At 42.4% G+C, this 21,429-nt stretch carries 24 protein-coding genes; 15 read left to right on the top strand and 9 right to left on the bottom strand.

Annotated features, from left to right (window positions below):
• The first annotated feature begins 190 nt into the window (after positions 1-190).
• The 13 genes from TZ91_RS07560 (at position 191) to TZ91_RS07500 (ending at position 10,752) form a co-directional block, all read left to right on the top strand.
• A complete protein-coding gene (locus tag TZ91_RS07560; protein ID WP_033686471.1) occupies positions 191-976 on the top strand; it encodes an enoyl-CoA hydratase in 786 nt (261 codons plus the stop codon).
• A gap of 93 nt (positions 977-1,069) precedes the next feature.
• Positions 1,070-1,504 (top strand): fatty acid biosynthesis transcriptional regulator FabT, encoded by a 435-nt coding sequence (fabT, locus tag TZ91_RS07555; RefSeq protein WP_000386355.1) that lies wholly within the window; start codon positions 1,070-1,072, stop codon positions 1,502-1,504.
• Positions 1,504-2,478, top strand: coding sequence for a beta-ketoacyl-ACP synthase III (locus tag TZ91_RS07550; RefSeq protein WP_045597505.1), 975 nt, complete (start codon positions 1,504-1,506; stop codon positions 2,476-2,478). The genes fabT and TZ91_RS07550 overlap by 1 nt, the downstream gene beginning before the upstream one ends.
• 58 nt (positions 2,479-2,536) lie before the next feature.
• Entirely contained in the window at positions 2,537-2,761 is a 225-nt protein-coding gene (locus TZ91_RS07545; protein ID WP_000257838.1) for an acyl carrier protein, read from the top strand.
• Positions 2,762-2,878: 117 nt separating this feature from the next.
• The gene (fabK, locus tag TZ91_RS07540) at positions 2,879-3,853 is read left to right on the top strand and encodes an enoyl-[acyl-carrier-protein] reductase FabK (protein ID WP_033686472.1); all 975 of its coding nucleotides are present in this window, start codon (positions 2,879-2,881) and stop codon (positions 3,851-3,853) included.
• Complete coding sequence (fabD, locus tag TZ91_RS07535) at positions 3,846-4,769, top strand: ACP S-malonyltransferase (RefSeq protein WP_033686473.1); 924 nt, start codon at positions 3,846-3,848, stop codon at positions 4,767-4,769. Before fabK ends, fabD begins: the two co-directional genes overlap by 8 nt.
• Before the next feature lie 40 nt (positions 4,770-4,809).
• Positions 4,810-5,541 (top strand): 3-oxoacyl-[acyl-carrier-protein] reductase, encoded by a 732-nt coding sequence (fabG, locus tag TZ91_RS07530; protein ID WP_033686474.1) that lies wholly within the window; start codon positions 4,810-4,812, stop codon positions 5,539-5,541.
• 22 nt (positions 5,542-5,563) lie between these two features.
• The gene (gene fabF, locus TZ91_RS07525; protein ID WP_033686475.1) at positions 5,564-6,799 is read left to right on the top strand and encodes a beta-ketoacyl-ACP synthase II; all 1,236 of its coding nucleotides are present in this window, start codon (positions 5,564-5,566) and stop codon (positions 6,797-6,799) included.
• A gap of 2 nt (positions 6,800-6,801) precedes the next feature.
• On the top strand, positions 6,802-7,287 hold the full coding sequence (gene accB / locus TZ91_RS07520; RefSeq protein ID WP_033686476.1) for an acetyl-CoA carboxylase biotin carboxyl carrier protein: 486 nt from the start codon (positions 6,802-6,804) through the stop codon (positions 7,285-7,287).
• Positions 7,284-7,706, top strand: a complete 423-nt coding sequence (gene fabZ / locus TZ91_RS07515) for a 3-hydroxyacyl-ACP dehydratase FabZ (protein WP_000565515.1) — start codon at positions 7,284-7,286, stop codon at positions 7,704-7,706. The genes accB and fabZ overlap by 4 nt, the downstream gene beginning before the upstream one ends.
• A gap of 11 nt (positions 7,707-7,717) precedes the next feature.
• The gene (accC, locus tag TZ91_RS07510; protein WP_033686477.1) at positions 7,718-9,085 is read left to right on the top strand and encodes an acetyl-CoA carboxylase biotin carboxylase subunit; all 1,368 of its coding nucleotides are present in this window, start codon (positions 7,718-7,720) and stop codon (positions 9,083-9,085) included.
• A 36-nt stretch (positions 9,086-9,121) separates the two neighbouring features.
• Positions 9,122-9,988: an acetyl-CoA carboxylase, carboxyltransferase subunit beta gene (gene accD, locus TZ91_RS07505; protein WP_033686478.1), complete on the top strand. Its 867-nt coding sequence runs from the start codon at positions 9,122-9,124 to the stop codon at positions 9,986-9,988.
• Positions 9,985-10,752, top strand: coding sequence for an acetyl-CoA carboxylase carboxyl transferase subunit alpha (locus TZ91_RS07500; protein WP_033686479.1), 768 nt, complete (start codon positions 9,985-9,987; stop codon positions 10,750-10,752). Before accD ends, TZ91_RS07500 begins: the two co-directional genes overlap by 4 nt.
• Positions 10,753-10,865: 113 nt before the next feature.
• On the opposite strand, the gene nusB is transcribed toward TZ91_RS07500, so the two are convergent.
• The 8 genes from nusB to gatC all read right to left on the bottom strand — a co-directional run bounded on the left by nusB (position 10,866) and on the right by gatC (position 17,731).
• The gene (gene nusB / locus TZ91_RS07495; RefSeq protein ID WP_000203640.1) at positions 10,866-11,291 is read right to left on the bottom strand and encodes a transcription antitermination factor NusB; all 426 of its coding nucleotides are present in this window, start codon (positions 11,289-11,291) and stop codon (positions 10,866-10,868) included.
• A complete protein-coding gene (locus TZ91_RS07490; protein ID WP_000510577.1) occupies positions 11,284-11,673 on the bottom strand; it encodes an Asp23/Gls24 family envelope stress response protein in 390 nt (129 codons plus the stop codon). The genes nusB and TZ91_RS07490 overlap by 8 nt, the downstream gene beginning before the upstream one ends.
• 21 nt (positions 11,674-11,694) lie before the next feature.
• Positions 11,695-12,255 (bottom strand): elongation factor P, encoded by a 561-nt coding sequence (efp, locus tag TZ91_RS07485; protein WP_000568643.1) that lies wholly within the window; start codon positions 12,253-12,255, stop codon positions 11,695-11,697.
• 81 nt (positions 12,256-12,336) lie between these two features.
• Entirely contained in the window at positions 12,337-13,458 is a 1,122-nt protein-coding gene (locus TZ91_RS07480; protein ID WP_033686480.1) for an SPFH domain-containing protein, read from the bottom strand.
• 9 nt (positions 13,459-13,467) lie between these two features.
• The gene (locus TZ91_RS07475) at positions 13,468-14,433 is read right to left on the bottom strand and encodes a zinc-ribbon domain-containing transport protein (protein WP_033686481.1); all 966 of its coding nucleotides are present in this window, start codon (positions 14,431-14,433) and stop codon (positions 13,468-13,470) included.
• A gap of 87 nt (positions 14,434-14,520) precedes the next feature.
• Positions 14,521-15,963 carry an Asp-tRNA(Asn)/Glu-tRNA(Gln) amidotransferase subunit GatB gene (gene gatB, locus TZ91_RS07470; protein ID WP_033686482.1) on the bottom strand — a complete coding sequence of 481 codons (1,443 nt, stop codon included), beginning with the start codon at positions 15,961-15,963 and terminating at the stop codon, positions 14,521-14,523.
• Complete coding sequence (gene gatA, locus TZ91_RS07465) at positions 15,963-17,429, bottom strand: Asp-tRNA(Asn)/Glu-tRNA(Gln) amidotransferase subunit GatA (RefSeq protein WP_033686483.1); 1,467 nt, start codon at positions 17,427-17,429, stop codon at positions 15,963-15,965. Before gatA ends, gatB begins: the two co-directional genes overlap by 1 nt.
• Positions 17,429-17,731, bottom strand: a complete 303-nt coding sequence (gatC, locus tag TZ91_RS07460) for an Asp-tRNA(Asn)/Glu-tRNA(Gln) amidotransferase subunit GatC (RefSeq protein WP_000705419.1) — start codon at positions 17,729-17,731, stop codon at positions 17,429-17,431. The genes gatA and gatC overlap by 1 nt, the downstream gene beginning before the upstream one ends.
• Positions 17,732-18,023: 292 nt before the next feature.
• On the opposite strand from gatC, the gene TZ91_RS10675 reads away from it, so the two are divergent.
• Positions 18,024-18,098, top strand: a complete 75-nt coding sequence (locus TZ91_RS10675) for a hypothetical protein (RefSeq protein ID WP_232610068.1) — start codon at positions 18,024-18,026, stop codon at positions 18,096-18,098.
• Between the two features lie 298 nt (positions 18,099-18,396).
• Positions 18,397-19,941, top strand: a complete 1,545-nt coding sequence (locus tag TZ91_RS07455; RefSeq protein WP_001025437.1) for a peptide chain release factor 3 — start codon at positions 18,397-18,399, stop codon at positions 19,939-19,941.
• Positions 19,942-20,435: 494 nt separating this feature from the next.
• On the opposite strand, the gene TZ91_RS07450 is transcribed toward TZ91_RS07455, so the two are convergent.
• Positions 20,436-21,389: an aromatic acid exporter family protein gene (locus TZ91_RS07450; RefSeq protein WP_033686484.1), complete on the bottom strand. Its 954-nt coding sequence runs from the start codon at positions 21,387-21,389 to the stop codon at positions 20,436-20,438.
• Positions 21,390-21,429 lie beyond the last annotated feature (40 nt).

The following is a 21,429-nucleotide window of genomic DNA, read 5'->3' as shown; positions in this document are numbered from 1 at the left end:
ATTTTATACGATTATAGCAGAAAGAAAGCCTTTTTTCAATGAAGAAAATAAGATGCTTTCTAGGATAAAGCGATTCTTTATAATCGGCTGAGACACTTTCAGTTGATTTTTTCTTGCTTTCTGATTTTAAAAAAGATATACTTTGAAAATAAAATAATTTAAACTGCTTATAAAATAAAAAGGAGTCCTGATGGAACACATTATTTATCAGCTTGAAGAGGATTTGGCAATCCTTACCTTGAATCGTCCTGAGGTCGCAAATGGTTTTCATATTCCTATGTGTGAGGAGATTTTAGAAGCTCTGACTTTGGCAGAAGAGGATCCGGCTGTGCATTTTGTCTTAATCAACGCGAATGGCAAAGTCTTTTCAGTTGGGGGAGATTTGGTTGAGATGAAGCGAGCAGTCGATGAGGATGATATTCCATCATTGACAAAAATCGCAGAATTGGTCAATACTATTTCTTATAAAATCAAGCAAATTGCTAAACCTGTCTTGATGGAGGTTGATGGGGCTGTTGCAGGTGCCGCAGCGAATATGGCTGTTGCTGCAGATTTCTGTCTGGCAACGGATAAGGCTAAATTTATCCAAGCTTTTGTTGGAGTTGGTTTGGCTCCGGATGCAGGAGGAATTCATCTCTTGAGTCGAAGTATTGGTGTGACGCGTGCTGCTCAATTAGCTATGACAGGTGAGGCTTTGAACGCAGAAAAAGCTCTAGAGTGGGGGCTAGTTTACCGCGTTTCTGAAGCTGATAAACTTGAAAAGACGAGAGAACAACTTCTTAAAAAATTGAGACGCGGGTCAGCTAATTCCTATGCTGCCATTAAGAAGTTGGTTTGGGAGAGCCAATTTAAAGACTGGCAGAATTACGCTACTTTAGAACTGAACCTACAGGAATCCTTAGCTCAAACAGAGGATTTCAAAGAGGGAGTTCGGGCTCATTCGGAAAGAAGAAGACCTAAATTTACAGGAAAATAAAAAAATACTTGCACCATTCTTTGAACTTTGATATAATTCTTTTGTCAAATGTTTTGATTCTAAAAGTTTTTTTGAAAAGGAGGGAAGGAAAGATTGGACTACCAACGAATTAATGAATATTTAACGTCTATATTTAACAATGTCCTCGTTATTGAGGAAGTTAGCTTGAGGGGTAGTCGTTTCAAGGATATCTCCATCAAAGAAATGCATACGATTGATGTGATTGGAAAAGTTCCAGATGTGACACCAAGTCAAGTGTCAAAAGAGTTGATGGTGACTCTTGGGACAGTTACAACTAGTTTGAATAATCTCGAACGCAAGGGTTACATTGAGCGCATTCGTTCAGAACATGATCGACGTGTGGTACATCTGCATTTGACAAAGAAAGGTCGCTTGGTTCATAGGCTACATAAACGCTTCCACAAGGCCATGGTTGAAAAAATCATTGATGGTATGAGTAAGCAAGAAATTGAGGTTATGAGCAAAGGTTTGACTAATCTTTATCAATTTTTGGAGGATTTGAGATAATGGCTTTTGCAAAAATAAGCCAGGTTGCTCATTATGTGCCAGAGCAAGTGGTTACAAATCATGATTTGGCTCAGATTATGGATACCAATGATGAGTGGATTTCAAGTCGGACGGGAATACGACAAAGGCATATTTCAAGAACAGAATCTACTAGTGATTTGGCTACAGAGGTTGCTAAGAAACTGATGGCAAAAGCTGGAATCACAGGAGAGGAGTTGGATTTTATTATCCTAGCTACCATTACTCCAGATTCGATGATGCCCTCTACAGCTGCTCGTGTCCAAGCTAATATTGGTGCAAAAAAAGCTTTTGCTTTTGACCTAACAGCGGCTTGCAGTGGATTTGTATTTGCCTTATCAACTGCTGAAAAGTTTATCGCTTCTGGTCGCTTTCAAAAAGGCTTGGTGATTGGTAGTGAAACCCTCTCTAAAGCAGTCGATTGGTCAGACCGATCAACAGCTGTTTTGTTTGGAGATGGTGCTGGTGGTGTCTTGTTAGAAGCTAGCGAGCAAGAGCATTTCTTGGCTGAGAGTCTCAATAGCGATGGAAGTCGCAGCGAGTGTCTGACCTATGGACATTCAGGTTTACATTCTCCATTTTCAGATCAAGAAAGTGCAGATTCATTTTTGAAGATGGATGGGCGCGCAGTCTTTGATTTTGCTATTCGGGACGTAGCCAAGTCTATCAAGCAGACTATTGATGAATCTCCTATAGAGGCGACAAACTTGGATTATCTGCTACTTCATCAGGCTAATGACCGTATCTTGGATAAAATGGCTAAAAAAATCGGTGTAGATCGAGCTAAACTTCCAGCCAATATGATGGAATATGGCAATACCAGTGCAGCCAGTATCCCGATTTTACTTTCAGAGTGTGTAGAACAAGGTCTTATCCGTTTAGATGGTAGCCAGACTGTTCTACTATCAGGCTTCGGTGGAGGCTTGACATGGGGCACGCTCATTCTTACAATTTAGGTAATCATGTGGTGAACACATTGTTATAAAAAACTATTTATTTTAAAGGAGTCCTATCATGGCAGTATTTGAAAAAGTACAAGAAATTATCGTTGAAGAACTTGGAAAAGACGCATCAGAAGTAACACTTGAATCAACTTTTGATGATTTGGACGCAGATTCATTGGACTTGTTCCAAGTAATCTCAGAAATTGAAGATGCTTTTGATATCCAAATCGAAGCAGAAGATGACTTGAAAACAGTTGGTGACTTGGTTGCCTACGTTGAAGAGCAAACAAAATAAGCAGAATATAAGATAGAAGGAGTAGGGAAACCCGCTCCCTCTTGTTTAGGCAATAGTTTGATTGTCAAATTATGACGGTATCGAACTATTACGTAAGCAAGAAATGATGGAGGCGCTATGAAAACACGTATTACAGAATTATTGAACATTGATTATCCTATTTTCCAAGGAGGAATGGCCTGGGTTGCTGATGGTGATTTGGCAGGTGCTGTTTCCAAGGCTGGAGGACTAGGGATTATCGGTGGGGGGAATGCCCCTAAAGAAGTTGTCAAGGCAAATATTGATAAAATCAAATCATTGACTGATAAACCCTTTGGTGTCAACATCATGCTCTTGTCTCCCTTTGTGGAAGATATTGTAGACCTCGTTATCGAGGAAGGGGTTAAGGTAGTTACAACAGGCGCAGGAAATCCAAGCAAATACATGGAACGTTTCCATGAAGCTGGTATTACGGTTATTCCTGTTGTGCCAAGTGTTGCCCTAGCTAAACGCATGGAAAAAATCGGTGCGGATGCCGTTATTGCAGAAGGAATGGAAGCTGGGGGGCATATCGGTAAATTAACTACCATGACCTTGGTGCGTCAGGTTGTTGCTGCTGTATCTATTCCTGTTATTGCTGCAGGAGGGATTGCGGATGGTGAAGGTGCTGCGGCTGGCTTTATGCTAGGTGCAGAAGCTATTCAGGTTGGAACGCGTTTTGTCGTTGCAAAAGAGTCTAATGCCCATCCAAATTATAAGGCGAAAATTTTAAAAGCTAGAGATATTGATACTACGATTTCAGCTCAACACTTTGGACATGCTGTTCGTGCGATTAAAAATCAGTTGACTCGTGATTTTGAAAAAGCTGAGAAAGATGCCTTTAAACAAGAAAATCCAGATTTGGAAATTTTTGAACAAATGGGAGCAGGTGCTCTAGCCAAAGCGGTTGTTCACGGAGATGTGGATGGAGGCTCTGTCATGGCAGGTCAGATTGCAGGTCTTGTTTCCAAAGAAGAAACCGTTGAAGAAATACTAAAAGATTTGTATTACGGAGCAGCTAAGAAAATTCAAGAAGAAGCCTCTCGTTGGGCAGGAGTTGTAAGAAATGACTAAAACAGCCTTTTTATTTGCTGGTCAAGGTGCCCAGTATCTAGGTATGGGACGGGATCTCTATAATCAGTATCCGATTGTCAAAGAAACGATTGATCAAGCGAGTCAGGTACTCGGTTATGATTTGCGTTATCTTATTGATACGGAAGAAGAAAAACTCAATCAGACCCGCTATACGCAACCAGCTATTTTAGCGACTTCAGTTGCTATTTACCGTTTATTGCAAGAAAAGGGCTATCAGCCTGATATGGTTGCTGGTTTGTCCCTTGGAGAATACTCTGCCTTGGTAGCCAGTGGTGCCTTAGATTTTGAAGATGTGGTAGCCTTGGTAGCTAAGCGTGGAGCCTATATGGAAGAAGCGGCCCCTGCTGGTTCTGGCAAGATGGTAGCAGTTCTCAATACGCCAGTAGAGGTTATTGAAGAAGTCTGTCGAAAAGCTTCTGAACTTGGAGTAGTTACCCCAGCCAACTATAATACACCTGCACAAATCGTGATTGGTGGAGAAGTGGTTGCAGTTGATCGAGCTGTTGAACTCTTGCAAGAAGCAGGTGCCAAACGCTTGATTCCTCTCAAGGTGTCAGGTCCCTTTCATACCGCTCTCCTTGAGCCTGCTAGCCAGAAACTAGCTGAAACTCTAGCTCAGGTAAGTTTTTCAGATTTCACTTGTCCCTTAGTCGGCAATACAGAAGCTGCAGTTATGAAAAAAGAAGACATTGCTCAACTCTTGACGCGTCAGGTCAAAGAGCCAGTTCGTTTCTATGAAAGTATTGCGGTTATGCAAGAAGCAGGCGTAACCAACTTTATCGAGATTGGACCGGGGAAAGTCTTGTCAGGCTTTGTCAAAAAAATTGATAAGACAGCTAAACTAGCCAATGTTGAAGATCAGGCTAGCTTGGAAGCCTTGCTAGAAAACAAGTAATCCCTTCTCCCATAAATACAATAGGAAACAGGAGAAAAGAATGCAACTAAAAAATAAAAATATCTTTATTACAGGTTCGAGTCGTGGAATTGGTCTTGCCATTGCCCATAAGTTTGCTCAAACAGGAGCCAATATTGTCTTAAACAGTCGTGGGACAATCTCAGAGGACTTGCTAGCCGAGTTTTCAAACTATGGTGTCAAGGTGGTTCCTATATCAGGAGACGTGTCCGATTTTGCAGACGCTAAGCGTATGGTTGATCAAGCTATTGCTGAGCTGGGTTCAGTAGATGTTTTGGTCAACAATGCAGGAATTACTCAAGATACCCTGATGCTCAAGATGACAGAAGCGGATTTTGAAAAAGTGCTTAAGGTTAACTTAACTGGTGCCTTTAACATGACACAATCAGTCTTGAAACCGATGATAAAAGCTAGAGAAGGTGCTATCATTAATATGTCTAGCGTAGTTGGTTTGATGGGAAATATCGGTCAAGCTAACTATGCAGCTTCTAAGGCTGGTTTGATTGGTTTTACCAAGTCTGTGGCGCGTGAAGTGGCTAATCGCAATATCAGGGCTAATGCTATTGCACCTGGAATGATTGAGTCCGATATGACAGCTGTTCTATCAGACAAGGTAAAAGATGCTATGCTGGCACAAATTCCTATGAAAGAATTTGGGCAGGCAGAGCAGGTTGCAGATTTAACAGTATTTTTAGCAGGCCAAGATTATCTAACTGGTCAAGTGGTTGCCATTGATGGTGGCTTAAGTATGTAGCAAAAGCTAGAGGTGAAAAAAGATGAAACTAAATCGCGTAGTAGTAACAGGTTATGGAGTAACATCTCCAATCGGAAATACACCAGAAGAATTTTGGAATAGTTTGACAACTGGAAAAATCGGAATTGGTCAAATTACGAAATTTGATCATAGTGACTTTGATGTGCATAATGCGGCAGAAATCCAAGATTTTCCTTTTGATAAATACTTTGTAAAAAAAGATACCAATCGTTTTGATAACTATTCTTTGTACGCCTTGTATGCGGCCCAAGAAGCTGTTAATCATGCAGGTCTTGATGTAGAGGCTATTGACAAGGATCGTTTTGGTGTTATCGTGGCCTCTGGTATTGGTGGAATCAAGGAAATTGAAGATCAAGTGCTTCGCCTAAATGAAAAAGGACCGAAACGTGTGAAACCATTGACCCTTCCAAAAGCCCTGCCAAATATGGCTTCAGGAAATGTTGCTATGCGTTTTGGAGCAAATGGTGTTTGTAAATCCATCAATACTGCCTGTGCTTCATCAAATGACGCGATTGGGGATGCCTTCCGCTCCATTAAGTTTGGTTTCCAAGACGTTATGTTGGTAGGTGGTTCAGAAGCCTCTATCACACCTTTTGCTATTGCTGGTTTCCAAGCCCTAACAGCTCTCTCTACTACAGAAGATCCAGCTCGCGCTTCTATTCCATTTGATAAGGACCGTAACGGTTTTGTCATGGGTGAAGGTTCTGGGATGTTGGTTCTTGAAAGCCTTGAACACGCTGAAAAACGTGGGGCTACTATCCTTGCTGAAGTGGTTGGTTACGGAAATACTTGTGATGCCTACCACATGACTTCACCACATCCAGAAGGTCAGGGAGCTATCAAGGCCATCAAACTAGCCTTGGAAGAAGCTGAGATTTCTCCAGAGCAAGTATCCTATGTCAATGCTCACGGAACGTCAACTCCTGCTAATGAAAAAGGAGAAAGTGGTGCGATCGTGGCTGTTCTTGGTAAGGAAGTACCTGTATCATCAACTAAGTCTTTCACAGGACATTTGCTGGGTGCTGCAGGTGCAGTAGAAGCTATCGTCACAATCGAGGCTATGCGTCATAACTTTGTACCAATGACAGCTGGAACAAGTGAAGTATCAGATTATATCGAAGCCAATGTCGTTTATGGACAAGGCTTGGATCAAGAAATTCCATACGCTATTTCAAATACTTTTGGTTTTGGTGGCCACAATGCAGTTCTTGCTTTCAAACGTTGGGAGAATAAATAAGTATGAATTTAAACGATATTAAAGACTTGATGGCCCAATTTGACCAGTCAAGTTTGAGAGAATTTTCTTATAAAAACGGGACGGATGAATTGCAGTTTAGCAAGAATGAAGCTAGACTTGTACCTGAAGTTGCAGCTCAAGTCGCTCCAGCACCCGTTCTAGCAACACCGAGTCCAGTAGCTCCTACATCTGCTCCAGTAGAGACTGTAGCAGAAGAAGTTGCAGCTCCAGCTGAAACAAGTGTGGCTGCTGAGGGAGATGTTGTAGAGAGCCCACTTGTTGGGGTGGCTTACTTGGCTGCTGGTCCAGATAAACCTGCCTTCGTTTCAGTTGGTGATAGTGTTAAAAAAGGCCAAACATTGGTTATCATCGAAGCTATGAAAGTCATGAATGAAATCCCAGCTCCTAAGGATGGTGTGGTAACGGAAATTCTCGTTTCTAACGAAGAAATGGTTGAGTTTGGTAAAGGATTGGTACGTATCAAATGATCGATATTCAAGGAATCAAAGAAGCCCTTCCCCACCGTTATCCTATGCTCCTAGTGGACCGTGTGTTGGAAGTGAGTGAGGACACCATTGTTGCCATCAAAAATGTGACCATCAATGAGCCCTTCTTTAACGGTCATTTTCCTCAATACCCTGTCATGCCAGGTGTTCTGATTATGGAAGCCTTGGCGCAAACAGCTGGTGTCTTGGAGTTGTCTAAGCCTGAAAATAAAGGGAAACTGGTCTTTTATGCTGGTATGGACAAGGTTAAATTCAAGAAGCAAGTTGTACCAGGCGACCAATTGGTTATGACAGCGACTTTTGTAAAACGTCGTGGGACCATTGCCGTGGTTGAAGCAAAGGCTGAAGTGGATGGCAAGCTTGCAGCCAGTGGTACTCTAACCTTTGCAATAGGGAACTAAGGAGGTTCTCCATGTTTCGAAAAATTTTAATTGCCAATCGTGGTGAAATTGCGGTCCGTATTATCCGTGCGGCGCGTGAACTGGGGATCGCAACGGTGGCGGTTTATTCAACTGCTGATAAGGAAGCACTTCATACGCTTTTAGCAGATGAAGCAGTTTGTATCGGCCCTGGTAAGGCAACAGAGTCTTATCTCAATATTAATGCGGTTCTATCAGCTGCAGTCTTGACAGAAGCAGAAGCCATTCACCCCGGTTTTGGCTTTCTCAGTGAAAATTCCAAATTTGCAACCATGTGTGAAGAGGTGGGGATTAAGTTTATCGGCCCATCTGGTCATGTCATGGATATGATGGGAGACAAAATCAATGCGCGCGCTCAGATGATCAAAGCTGGTGTTCCTGTTATACCAGGTTCAGATGGAGAAGTGCATAACTCTGAGGAAGCTTTGATTGTTGCTGAAAAAATTGGCTATCCTGTTATGCTCAAGGCTTCAGCAGGTGGAGGTGGTAAAGGGATTCGTAAGGTTGAAAAACCAGAAGACCTTGTTTCAGCCTTTGAAACAGCATCTAGTGAAGCCAAGGCCAATTATGGCAATGGTGCCATGTACATTGAACGGGTTATCTATCCAGCTCGTCACATCGAGGTTCAAATCCTAGGAGATGAACACGGACATGTGATTCACTTGGGGGAACGGGATTGTTCTCTTCAACGGAATAATCAAAAGGTTTTGGAAGAAAGTCCTTCGATTGCAATCGGAAAAACGCTACGCCATGAAATTGGTGCTGCTGCTGTTCGAGCTGCAGAGTCTGTTGGTTATGAGAATGCAGGGACCATTGAGTTTCTTCTTGATGAAGCCAGTGGCAATTTCTATTTCATGGAAATGAATACTCGTGTACAAGTAGAACATCCTGTAACAGAGTTTGTTTCAGGCGTGGATATCGTTAAGGAACAAATTCGCATTGCGGCAGGTCAGCCTTTATCTGTTAAGCAAGAAGATATTGTCCTACGCGGTCATGCCATCGAGTGTCGTATCAATGCAGAAAATCCAGCCTTTAACTTTGCTCCAAGTCCAGGTAAGATTACTAATCTCCATCTGCCAAGTGGTGGAGTTGGCTTGCGCGTGGATTCAGCAGTTTATCCAGGTTATACCATTCCGCCTTATTATGATAGTATGATTGCCAAAATCATCGTACACGGCGAAAATCGTTTTGACGCCTTGATGAAAATGCAACGTGCTCTCTATGAATTAGAGATTGAAGGGGTGCAGACCAATGCAGATTTCCAGCTTGACCTCATTTCAGATCGCAATGTCATTGCTGGAGATTACGATACTTCCTTCTTGATGGAAACCTTCTTACCCAAGTATCAAGAAAAAGAATAAAATGACTTCAAGAGTTTAAACCGAAAAGGGGAATCAATGGCTCTATTTAGTAAAAAAGATAAGTATATTCGAATCAATCCCAATCGTTCGGTTAGGGAAAAACCTCAAGCCAAGCCAGAGGTTCCAGATGAATTATTCTCCCAGTGTCCAGGCTGTAAGCATACCATCTATCAGAAGGATCTGGGAAGTGAGCGTATCTGTCCACATTGTAGCTACACCTTTCGTATTTCTGCCCAAGAACGCTTGGCTTTGACGATTGATATGGGAACCTTCAAGGAATTGTTTACAGGGATTGAAAGCAAGGATCCCTTGCATTTCCCTGGTTATCAAAAGAAACTAGCAACTATGCGTGAAAAAACAGGTCTGGATGAAGCCGTTGTGACAGGAACAGCTCTTATAAAAGGTCAGACTGTGGCTCTTGGGATTATGGATTCCAACTTTATCATGGCTTCTATGGGTACGGTTGTAGGTGAAAAAATCACTCGTTTGTTTGAGTATGCGACTGTCGAACAATTGCCAGTTGTTCTCTTCACAGCCTCTGGTGGCGCCCGTATGCAGGAAGGGATCATGAGTCTCATGCAGATGGCCAAGATTTCTGCAGCGGTTAAACGCCATTCAAATGCAGGCCTCTTTTACCTGACCATTTTGACAGATCCAACGACAGGTGGTGTAACAGCTTCCTTCGCTATGGAAGGCGATATCATTCTAGCTGAACCACAAAGTTTGGTTGGTTTTGCTGGGCGTCGTGTGATTGAAAATACGGTTCGTGAAAGCTTACCTGAGGATTTCCAAAAGGCAGAATTCCTATTGGAACATGGCTTTGTGGATGCTATTGTCAAAAGAAGAGACTTACCAGATACGATTGCTAGCCTAGTCAGATTGCATGGAGGGTGTCCTAGATGAATATTGCAAAAATAGTCAGAGAAGCGCGTGAGCAGAGTCGTTTGACAACCTTGGACTTTGCGACAGGCATTTTTGATGACTTTATCCAATTACACGGTGACCGTTCTTTTCGTGATGATGGGGCAGTTGTTGGTGGTATTGGCTGGCTTGGGGACCAAGCTGTAACAGTGGTTGGTATCCAAAAAGGCAAGAGTTTACAAGATAACCTCAAGCGGAATTTTGGCCAACCGCATCCAGAAGGCTATCGCAAGGCTCTACGGTTGATGAAACAGGCTGAAAAGTTTGGTCGTCCAGTTGTGACCTTTATTAATACTGCAGGTGCCTATCCTGGTGTCGGCGCGGAAGAACGCGGTCAAGGAGAAGCTATCGCTCGCAATCTCATGGAAATGAGTGACCTGAAAGTTCCGATTATTGCTATTATTATCGGTGAAGGTGGTTCAGGTGGAGCTCTGGCTCTGGCAGTCGCAGACCGTGTCTGGATGCTGGAAAATTCTATCTATGCTATTCTCAGTCCAGAAGGCTTTGCTTCCATTTTATGGAAGGACGGTACTCGTGCCATGGAAGCGGCTGAACTGATGAAAATCACTTCACACGAGCTGCTAGAAATGGACGTGGTGGACAAGGTGATTTCTGAAGCAGGACTTTCTAGCAAAGAACTGATTAAGAATGTTAAAAAAGAACTCCAAACGGAGCTAGCTCTACTTTCACAAAAACCGTTAGAAGCGTTGTTGGAAGAACGTTATCAACGATTTAGAAAATACTAATACCTCAGAATACATAAAAACTAGAACTGGCAGTCAGTTCTAGTTTTTGTGTGGTTCTTACTCTGTATCAAGGACGAGGTAAAAGGTGCTTGGGAAACCAAACACCTTTTCGATTATTCATTTTCTTCAGTTACAAATTGACTAAGCAGTCCGTTGATAAAGCGGGCTGATTTTTGATCTGAAAAATTCTTAGCAAGTTCAATAGCTTCATTGACTGCTACCAGCTGAGGTGTATCAAATGATGTGATTTCAAAGATACCCAAGCGTAGTAAGTTTTTTTCGACCAAGGTCAATCGTTCAACTGTCCAGCCTGACTTGAGGTGCTGGTTGATTTGTTTATCCAACTCGTCTTTTTGAGCTTGAACACCAGAAACCAAGTTCAGAAGAAAGGCAGGGATTTGCACATCTTCATCTTCACGGTCATGTGTATATGCAAAGTGACAAGCTGTTTCCATATCTGTGCCGAATTCAAGGCTCATGAGGGCTTGAAAAGCGCATTTACGAAGTTCGCGTCTAGATTCTAATAATGGACTAGTCATTGAGGAAGTCCTCGTTAAATAGATCTTTCAACTCAGGTTTTGGTGTTTTATCTGGAACGATTCCTGCAACATGGATGTTAACAGCAGCAAGTTCCACATCAGCCATATCTCGGACAGCATCTTTGACTGCTTTTTGAATAGCAAGAGCCACTTTTGGTACTTTCACACCGTACTCAAGATAAAGGTAGATGTCAGCAGTTAGTTCTTCGTTGCTTTCTTTTAAGTAGACGCCACGACCAAGAGAGAGTTTTGATAGGGTATCAGATACGGATTTATTTGAAAATGAGTGGACACCTTCAACTTTAGCAGTTGCGATGGCAATGATTTTTTCAAGTACACGTGGAGCGATAACGATTTCGCCAAATTGTTCTTCAATTCCCATAGAATGACCTCTTTCTAGAGATTAGGCACGAGAAACGTAAGTTCCTTCTGCAGTGTTGATGATCAATTTTTGTCCAGCTTCGATGAAGTCAGGAACGTTGACAACAAGTCCAGTTTCCATAGTCGCTGGTTTACCAGAACCTGTAACAGTAGCACCTTTGATAGATGGTTGTGTTTCAGCAACTGTCAATTCAACAGTAGTTGGTACAGTTACACCGATTACTTCAGTTCCGTAGAATTGGATTTTTACATCAGAGTTTTCAAGGATGTAAAGCAATTCATTTTCAACGTTTACGACTGGGATTTCGTATTGGTCGTAAGTTTCAGTGTTCATGAAGTAGGCAGTTTCATCCATTTTGTACAAGTATTGAGCTGGAACAGTTTCGATAATAGCTTGTTCGAATTTTTCTTCTGGACGGTAGCTTGTGTCAAATGTAGAACCAGTACGGACATCACGCAATTTCATACGCATGATTGTGTTCCCTTTACCTGGTTTATGGTGGCTAGCTTCCAAAACGCGGATCAATTTTCCGTCTGCAGTTTCAAATGTCATACCAGCTTTCAATTTGCTTGCTTCAATCATGTTTTTACCTCTTTAATAAATATTGTTACTCTTTATTGTACCATAAAACGCAATAATTCTCAAATATCAGATTAACTTGAGTTAGTTGACAGGTACGATATTTCCCTCTTCATCTTTGGTTACGAGAACATACTTGCCGTCTACCTCGATGTAAAAGTTCTTACTTGCAGTTTGCCCATTATTTTGAATAGGAGCTTGAGTTTGTTGGTTGAGTTGCCCGCCAAGCGTTTGTCCCAGATTCATTCCCATAATTATGTTCATACCATTGCCATTGCCTTCATTGTTTGCAGCAACGATGAGAGCTTCGTTACGGGCACGACGTTCTTCAATCTCAATCGTATTGTATTTCATAGCGACTAGTTCGCTATCAAGTTTACGAATAATATTCAAGCTTTCTTGGTCATAGCTCAAATCTTCAAGCAGGATATTGGTTGTTTCAATTCCGTAAAGTCCAGTCCATACCTTGTTAACTTCTTGTTTTGCTAGATCGTTGAAAGTATCTTGATTGGCATTAAGACTATAGATATCAACTCGGTTTTCGTTTGTAAATTTGGCGATTGCAATAGCAATTTTAGGAGAGATATTTTGTCTGAGAGTTCCCTGAGCGATATCTTTCAGGGTAAATGCTCTATGATCTTCAATTTGTTGACTGATGGAGCTGACATAAAATAGGACTGGATCAGCAACTTTGATATCAAACAAGCCGTAGAAACGAATATTGAGCAATTGTTGATAGCGTTCACTGAAATACTCTACGGCGTTTTGAGTACCAAATTTATTACCTGCGATGGGTTGCATACGGATAAAGATGATTTCCTGTTGGGTAATGACTTGACCACCAAAAGAGAAGCGGTTTTTGAAATTTTCCCAAGTACCCTTTATACCACCCTTTTCAAGAAGCCAGGCATTATCTTCAGAACGCCATTCGTGGCTACCAGCTTCTAAGACATCGCCAAGGAAGGTCCCGTTGTTGACAAGAATAGCTACATAACCTTGTGGAACAATGACTACAGAACCATCTGTTAAAAGTCCAGTATTTTGGTTGCTTTGTCTAGAAGTGCCGTCAGGATCTTTTGTAAGAAGTTGTCCTTTAATGGCCAAGGCATCAGCTGTTAGGTTATTTGGAAGAACAATAGCTTCTTTAAATTTGCTATCGTTGAAACTATTAAGCCCTGAAGATAGGGCGGCACGAATAAATCCCATAATTTCCTCCTAATTATAAAGTTCGTCTTCATCCACAACATCGTAGGTATCGAGTACCCATTGGTTTGGACTGCGTGTTAGATCAGCATCGCAATAGTCACATTTACTAATAGCAGAGATTTTCAATGGGGCACCACAGTTTGGACAGTGGTCACTGATGGCTTCATCACTGACATTTAGTTCAGTTTGACTTCCGTGTTTACGGATAAAGTTCATTTGATAGACTGTAAACAAGTCCTCTTGAGGATCACCTTCGATGACACGTTTGCTTTGGTCTTCAATGACATAGTCCCTGAGTGTAGATGACAAGATCACAACAAGGGTATCGTTACCATCAGGATTTTCGTAGAAATCTTTAATGCGAACATTTTCAACATAGACTTTTTCTAAAACATTAGTTGTTTTCGCCCGGATATGATCTTCGAGTTGTATACTATGTTGGGAATAAAGGCTGGTACTTTCAAGAGAGCGAGCCAAATTCCAATCCTTTTTAGTCCAGGCTGCCTGTAACTGAATATAGACTTCTTTAACCCATGAAGCGAAAGCATCGGCATCAAAGTTTGGATCGCCATATTTAACACGACTAGTAGCTAATGTATTGTGTTCAACTCGACGATGGTTTTGGGGATTATATACAGTAGCGCTACTATAGGATTTTTCTGATGAGCTTTGATTACTTTTATTCTTTAGAACTAAGACAACTACGTAAACACCTATTAAAAAGACTACAATTCCGTACAACTCTTGCTCAGAGTAACTCGAACTATAGGAACCGTCTCCAGAACTGTAGTTACTTCTGTAGGAAGAACTACCGCTATTACTGCTACTGGAACGGCTTCGGCTACCATTTGAACTGGAGCTACTACGGCTAGAGCTACCACTTCGAGAATGTCCTACCCCTGCATCGATGGATTGCATCGGTGTAACGAAAAGGAGTAGTAAACAGGTAGTGAGAAGAGTATATAACTTTTTCATATGTCTCCTAACTATATGAATGCATACTGCAAGCCATCAGAACTGCTAATTTTTTAGCAGTCTGGTGTCAGTTATACTTTAAATGAGTTACTCATTTTTCAACTTCGCCAATTCTTGTGCAAGGAGTTTAAGGGCGACTTGTGGGTTGGCTTGGCCTTTGGTTGCTTTCATAAGGAAGCCTGTGAAGGCCTTGTCTGCGTTGCGTTTCCCTGACTTGAAGTCGGCAACAGCCGCTTCGTTATCGGCAAAGACTTGGTGGATAATTGGAATCAGAATATCTGGATCTGAGATTTGCACCATGCCTGCTTTTTCCACGTATTCACGCGCACTGCCGCCATTTTTAGCTAGGTGGACAAAGACTTTCTTAGCAATCTTAGAAGAGATAGTACCGTCTTCGATGATGGCAATCATTTCAACCAAGTTTTCTGGTGTCAATTCGATTTGTTCAAGTGTCTTGCCTTCGGCATTCAAGAACTGAGCGACTTCGCCTTGGAGCCAGTTAGAGACTTGTTTAGCATCGCCACCGAGGGCAACAGCTTTCTCAAAGAAGTCAGAAGTGACTTTATTAGCAGTCAACTGACTAGCATCGTAGTCTGATAAACCAAGGTCAGATACATAACGCGCACGGCGTTCTTTTGGAAACTCTGGCAACTCTGTACGCATTTCCTCAATCCACTCGTCAGAAATTTCAAAGAGAGGTAGGTCTGGTTCTGGGAAGTAGCGGTAGTCTGCAGCACCTTCCTTGACACGCATGAGGATGGTTGCCTTGTTAGCTTCGTCATAACGGCGTGTTTCTTGGCGAATTTGACCACCTGAGCGAAGGATTTCAGCTTGACGTTGGACTTCGTATTCAAGCCCCTTGCGAACGTTTGAGAAGGAGTTGAGGTTCTTCAACTCTGTCTTGGTACCGAATTTCTCTTGACCATACGGGCGAAGAGAGATATTGGCATCCACACGCATAGAACCTTCTTCCATCTTAACGTCAGAAATGCCAGCGTACTGGATGACCTCCTTGAGGGCTGTTAGATAAGCATAGGCTTCTTCTGGCGAACGCATGTCAGCTTCAGATACAATCTCAATCAATGGCACCCCTTGGCGGTTGAGGTCAACATAAGAGTAGCCATCTGTACCGTGGGTGTTTTTACCAGCGTCTTCCTCTAAGTGGGCGCGTTCGATACCAATTTTCTTGGTCGTACCGTCTTCTAGCTCGACTTCAATCCAGCCGTTATAACCGATTGGCTCATCAAACTGAGAAATTTGGTAGGCTTTTGGATTATCAGGGTAGAAGTAGTTCTTGCGGTCAAAGTGCATCTTTTTGTGGATGTCCATGTTGAGGGCAAGAGCAGCCTTGATACCGGCATCGACAACACCTTTATTAAGAACTGGCAGAACTCCTGGGAAAGACCAGTCAATCACGTTAGTGTTGGCATTTTGGTCATTTCCAAAGTGGGCAGAAGTAGGTGAGAAGATTTTTGAATTGGTGTTGAGCTCTACGTGGACTTCAAGTCCAATGACTGTTTCAAAGTTCATTAGTTGTCACCTCCAAAAATCACGGGTTGTTGTTTGTGGTAGTCTGTTGTTGCTTCAAAGGCAGCAGCAGCTTGGTAAATGGTTTCCTCAGAATACTTAGGACCAATCAATTGCAGACCAACAGGTAGACCTTGAGAGAATCCAGCAGGAATCGAAATTCCTGGAAGACCTGCCAAGTTGACTGGGATGGTCAAAAGGTCAGCCAAGTACATGGCAACTGGGTCATGGTTAAGTGAGTCCAAGTCATAAGCAACACTAGGAGCAGTTGGGCCCAAAATCAAGTCATAATCCGCAAAGACTTTTTCGAAATCTTGGATGATGAGGGTACGGACTTGACCAGCTTTCTTGTAGTAGGCATCGTAGTAACCTGATGAAAGGCTGAAAGTACCCAGCATGATACGACGTTTAACCTCTTCACCAAAACCTTGACTACGGCTGTTGACATAGATTTCATCAAGGTTGGTTGCATCTTCTGCGCGGTAGCCGTAACGGATACCGTCAAAGCGTTGCAAGTTTGATGAAGCTTCAGATGAAGCGATGATGTAGTAGACGGCAACACCGTATTTTGAGTGAGGCAGGCTGACTTCTTCAACGATAGCACCAAGTTTTTCAAAGTGTTTGGCTGCGTTCAGAATGGTTCCCTTAACCTCTGGGTCAATTCCTTCACCAAGGTATTCCTTAGGCAAAGCAATTTTCATGCCCTTGATGTCTTGACCGATTTTTGAAGTAAAGTCGGCAATGCGGACAGGAGCAGAAGTAGAGTCTTTGGCATCTTCGCTGGCAATAGCGTTGAGCAAGAGGGCATTTTCCTTAACAGTTGGTGCGAAAGGTCCAATCTGGTCTAATGAGCTACCAAAGGCAATGAGACCAAAACGAGAAACCGTTCCGTAGGTTGGTTTGAGACCGACGATCCCGTTGAAGGCAGCAGGTTGGCGGATAGAACCACCTGTATCAGATCCAAGAGACAAACGGACTTGTCCTGAGGCTACGGCTGCGGCAGAACCACTTGATGAACCACCAGGGACCTTGCTGTGGTCCCAAGCATTTTTAGTGGCACCGTAGTGAGAAGTCTCACCTGAACCACCCATGGCAAATTCGTCCATGTTAGTTTTCCCTACGACAATCATGCCCTTAGATTTTGCATTGGCAACCGCAGTTGCGTCAAAGATTGGTTCATAGTTGTAGAGCATTTTTGAGGCAGCAGTTGTAAGAATACTGTCTGTAGAGATGTTATCCTTAACAGCCAATGGAATTCCTGAAAGGACATTGTCAGCGTCAATTCCAGCTTCATCAATAGCTTTAGCTTGAGCAAGGGCTTGCTCCTCAGCGATGGTAACAAAAGCGTTGATAGCTGTCTCGCGAGACTTGATATCTTCAAGTGTTGCTTGTGTTAATTCAGTTGCTGAAATTTCCTTAGAGACCAGGAGATTGTGCAAGTCTTCAATGGTTTTATTGTTAAAAGTCATTAGGCATCTCCTCCATCGTCTAGGATAGCTGGTACCTTGATATAGTAGTTGTCTTTTTCAGGTACGTTTTTAAACAAGCGATCGCGGTCTGTTCCTTCTTCGGCCACATCAGGGCGGAGTACAGTCTTGCGGTCAGCCATGGTTGTAGTAGGTGCGACACCAGTTGTGTCAACTTCGCCCAGCAATTCAACCATGTCAACAATCTTAGATAAGGTTGTCGCAAAGGCAGCAGTTTCTTCTTCAGAGAATCTTAATTTTGAAAGATTGGCAACGTGTGTTACCTCTTCTTGCGTAATTTTCATCTTGCATCCTTTCGTGAAATGATGATTTTTAGTCTGTTCTATTTTACCATATTTTCCTATAAATAAGGGAAGGAAAGATGAAAAAAACAGGTATAGGATGGAGAACGGATTTTGATGATGATATATTTGAAAAGCGGATTTCAAAGGGGAAAATATATGGTACAATAGTTTAACAGAGAAGTGAAGACGGTGGTTACAAAATCGAAAGGATGGTGATGCTTATGTGCAGATCCTGTAAAATCTTAGTAGAAAGGAGTAACCAGATTTGTCCCCTTTTGAGGCTTTGACACTCATGTTTGTAGCTGGTAACTTTGTTATCACGCTCCTAAAGTTCATCCTTGAATTGGTAAAAGAGACAAAAAAATAGCCGTCCTAACTTTGGCGAGTTAACGAGCTATTTTTTAGTTATGTAATTACAGCCACCGTCTTAAACGGCTCTGTGGGGTGTTGTTGTCGCAACACCTTTTTCTATATTTATTGTAACATTTATTTGAAAAATTGCAAGGGGAATTGTTCTACTTTAGCAGTGTCTGACATAAAATAGAAATTGAAAAAAATGCTAAAATCCGATATAATGGAGTGTTGAAAGGAATGGTAAAATCCAATGTAAAAATCATTCTTAGCTATTGAAACAAGAAAAATAGAGAATCAAAGAAAGAGAACTTATGAATATTCAAGAAGAAATTAAGAAACGTCGCACCTTTGCTATCATCTCCCACCCGGACGCGGGGAAAACAACTATTACTGAGCAGTTACTCTACTTTGGGGGCGAGATTCGTGAGGCTGGTACGGTAAAAGGAAAGAAAACAGGGACTTTTGCTAAGTCTGACTGGATGGATATCGAGAAGCAACGTGGGATTTCGGTTACTTCATCTGTTATGCAGTTTGACTACGATGGAAAACGCGTGAATATCCTCGACACGCCAGGACACGAGGATTTTTCAGAAGATACTTATCGTACCTTGATGGCGGTGGATGCTGCAGTCATGGTCGTGGACTCTGCCAAGGGTATCGAGGCTCAAACCAAGAAATTGTTTGAGGTTGTCAAACACCGTGGGATTCCAGTCTTTACCTTTATGAACAAGTTGGACCGTGACGGTCGTGAGCCTTTGGATCTCTTGCAAGAGTTGGAAGAAGTCTTGGGCATTGCTAGCTATCCGATGAACTGGCCAATCGGGATGGGGAAAGCCTTTGAAGGTTTGTATGACCTCTATAACCAACGCTTGGAGCTCTATAAAGGGGATGAGCGCTTTGCCAGTCTAGAAGATGGGGACAAGCTTTTTGGTAGCAATCCTTTCTACGAGCAAGTCAAAGATGATATTGAACTTTTAAATGAAGCTGGAAATGAATTCTCAGAGGAAGCTATCCTTGCTGGAGAATTGACGCCAGTATTCTTCGGTTCAGCTTTGACAAACTTTGGTGTACAGACATTCCTTGAGACCTTTCTTAAGTTTGCTCCGGAACCACATGGACACAAGAAAACAGATGGCGAAATTGTGGATCCTTATGACAAGGATTTCTCAGGATTTGTCTTTAAGATCCAAGCCAACATGGACCCTCGTCACCGTGACCGCATCGCCTTTGTCCGTATCGTATCAGGTGAATTTGAGCGTGGCATGAGTGTCAACTTGCCTCGTACTGGTAAGGGGGCTAAATTGTCTAATGTTACTCAGTTTATGGCGGAAAGTCGTGAGAATGTGACCAATGCCGTAGCGGGTGATATTATCGGGGTTTACGATACAGGTACTTATCAGGTTGGGGATACTTTGACGGTTGGAAAAAACAAATTTGAATTTGAACCACTGCCAACCTTTACACCTGAGATTTTCATGAAAGTTTCTGCCAAGAATGTCATGAAGCAAAAATCCTTCCACAAGGGAATCGAGCAATTGGTACAAGAAGGTGCCATTCAGCTTTATAAGAATTACCAAACAGGCGAGTATATGCTAGGCGCTGTAGGTCAACTCCAGTTTGAAGTCTTCAAGCACCGTATGGAAGGCGAGTACAATGCGGAAGTAGTCATGAGCCCAATGGGTAAAAAGACCGTTCGTTGGATCAAGCCTGAGGACTTGGATGAACGGATGTCTTCAAGCCGCAATATCTTGGCTAAAGACCGTTTTGACCAACCAGTCTTCCTCTTTGAAAATGACTTTGCCCTCCGCTGGTTTGCGGACAAGTATCCAGATGTAGAGTTGGAAGAGAAGATGTGATTCAGTAAGCCTACTTGATTGCAAAGCAATCTAAGTAGACTACGGCAAGTCCTATTAGACTTGCCTAACTGCCTCACTAACTGAGTTTTACAAATGGAATCGATTTGTAAAACTCAGTGTTGTAGTTCAGTAAATTTATTTGATTGTGTAACAATCTAAGTAACTAACGCCAAGTTTCTATGGAACTTGGCTAGGCGCTCCACTAGTAAAGTTTTATGAATAATATCGATTCGTGGGCTTTTCCGTTGTAACGGGTAGAAAGTGGCCTAGATAACTGTCTTACTAACTATGTTTGGTAAATGAAATTGATTTGTAAAACTTAGTGTCGTGGATAATAAGACAGCAAAGTATGTAGGGTTTTACCTTAGCCCTCTATAAAAAGATGTTGAATATTAGACCTTATTCATTTTACTATTAACCTTTATGGTAATAACTTACAAATAAAAGAAAACTTCAGATATTCACCTTTTGTGATTGGTCTGAAGTTTTCTTTTTTACTGTCCATATTTTTGGTAAAAATCAACTTTTACTTGGATGAAGGTTTTGGCTTCACGTAGGAGTTGAAGAAGTGTGGCACGGGTTTCAAATTCTTCTCTTGTCTTGGGTAGACTGCGGTTCCGAAAGACTTCCAGATAACGTTCAATTTCATCTAGCAAATCAGAAGCAGGATTGGTCTGGCTCAGTTGACCTGCAATTTTTGAAAAGAGTTGGGCCAAAATCAGGCTCTCACTGGCAGCTAGGTGACAGGTGTTGATTTGCTGGGCCATGTTTCGCAGGATGCGACTTTGTCGCTGTCTCATCTCAAAATAGTGAATATGGTAATCGGTCTGGTGAAAGAGGTGGTCAGAGTGATCCAAATAGACCAGTCTGAGGGCTTCTTCCAAAAGGGTGTCTAATTCTTCAACCAGTTGTGCTCGGTTGCGTCCATCCCCTCTGGATAAATAATATTTGAAGCGCTGGAGGATATCTTTTAACTTTTCTTCTACTAATGTGTGGTAATGCTGGATGTCCTCTTCTCGTGAAGGCATGTAGAGATTAACAAGCAAGGCAAATCCAGTACCGATAGCAAAGAGAAGGAATTCGTTGACTAGGAGTTCTGGAGAGGTTGACTCTTGCACCAAGAGATGGCTAACCAACACGCTACTTGGTGTGATGCCAATTTCCCAGCCCATCTTGTAGGCTAGAGGCACATAGAGGGCTAGATAGAGGCCGAGGCTCCAGATATGAAATCCGCTCAAGTGAAAAGCCAGAACACCGATAGCTAGAGCGAGGAGCATGGAAAAGAGTCGATTGCGGGCCAGTTTTAAGGTACTTCTACGAGTATCGGATAGGCTCAAGAGGGCGATGATTCCAGCCGAGACAGCTGAGGAGAGATTGAGAAAATAAGCAAGAAGGCAGGCAAGACAGGTAGCTAAGATAAGCTTGGTCGTACGTTGGCTAATAGACATATGGATTTCCTAGTAAGTCAGAATAGAAGCGGAAAAGACA

The sequence above is a fragment of the Streptococcus mitis genome (genome assembly GCF_000960025.1).
GTDB lineage: Bacteria > Bacillota > Bacilli > Lactobacillales > Streptococcaceae > Streptococcus > Streptococcus mitis_DH.
This window is presented reverse-complemented; position numbering and strand designations above follow the sequence as displayed.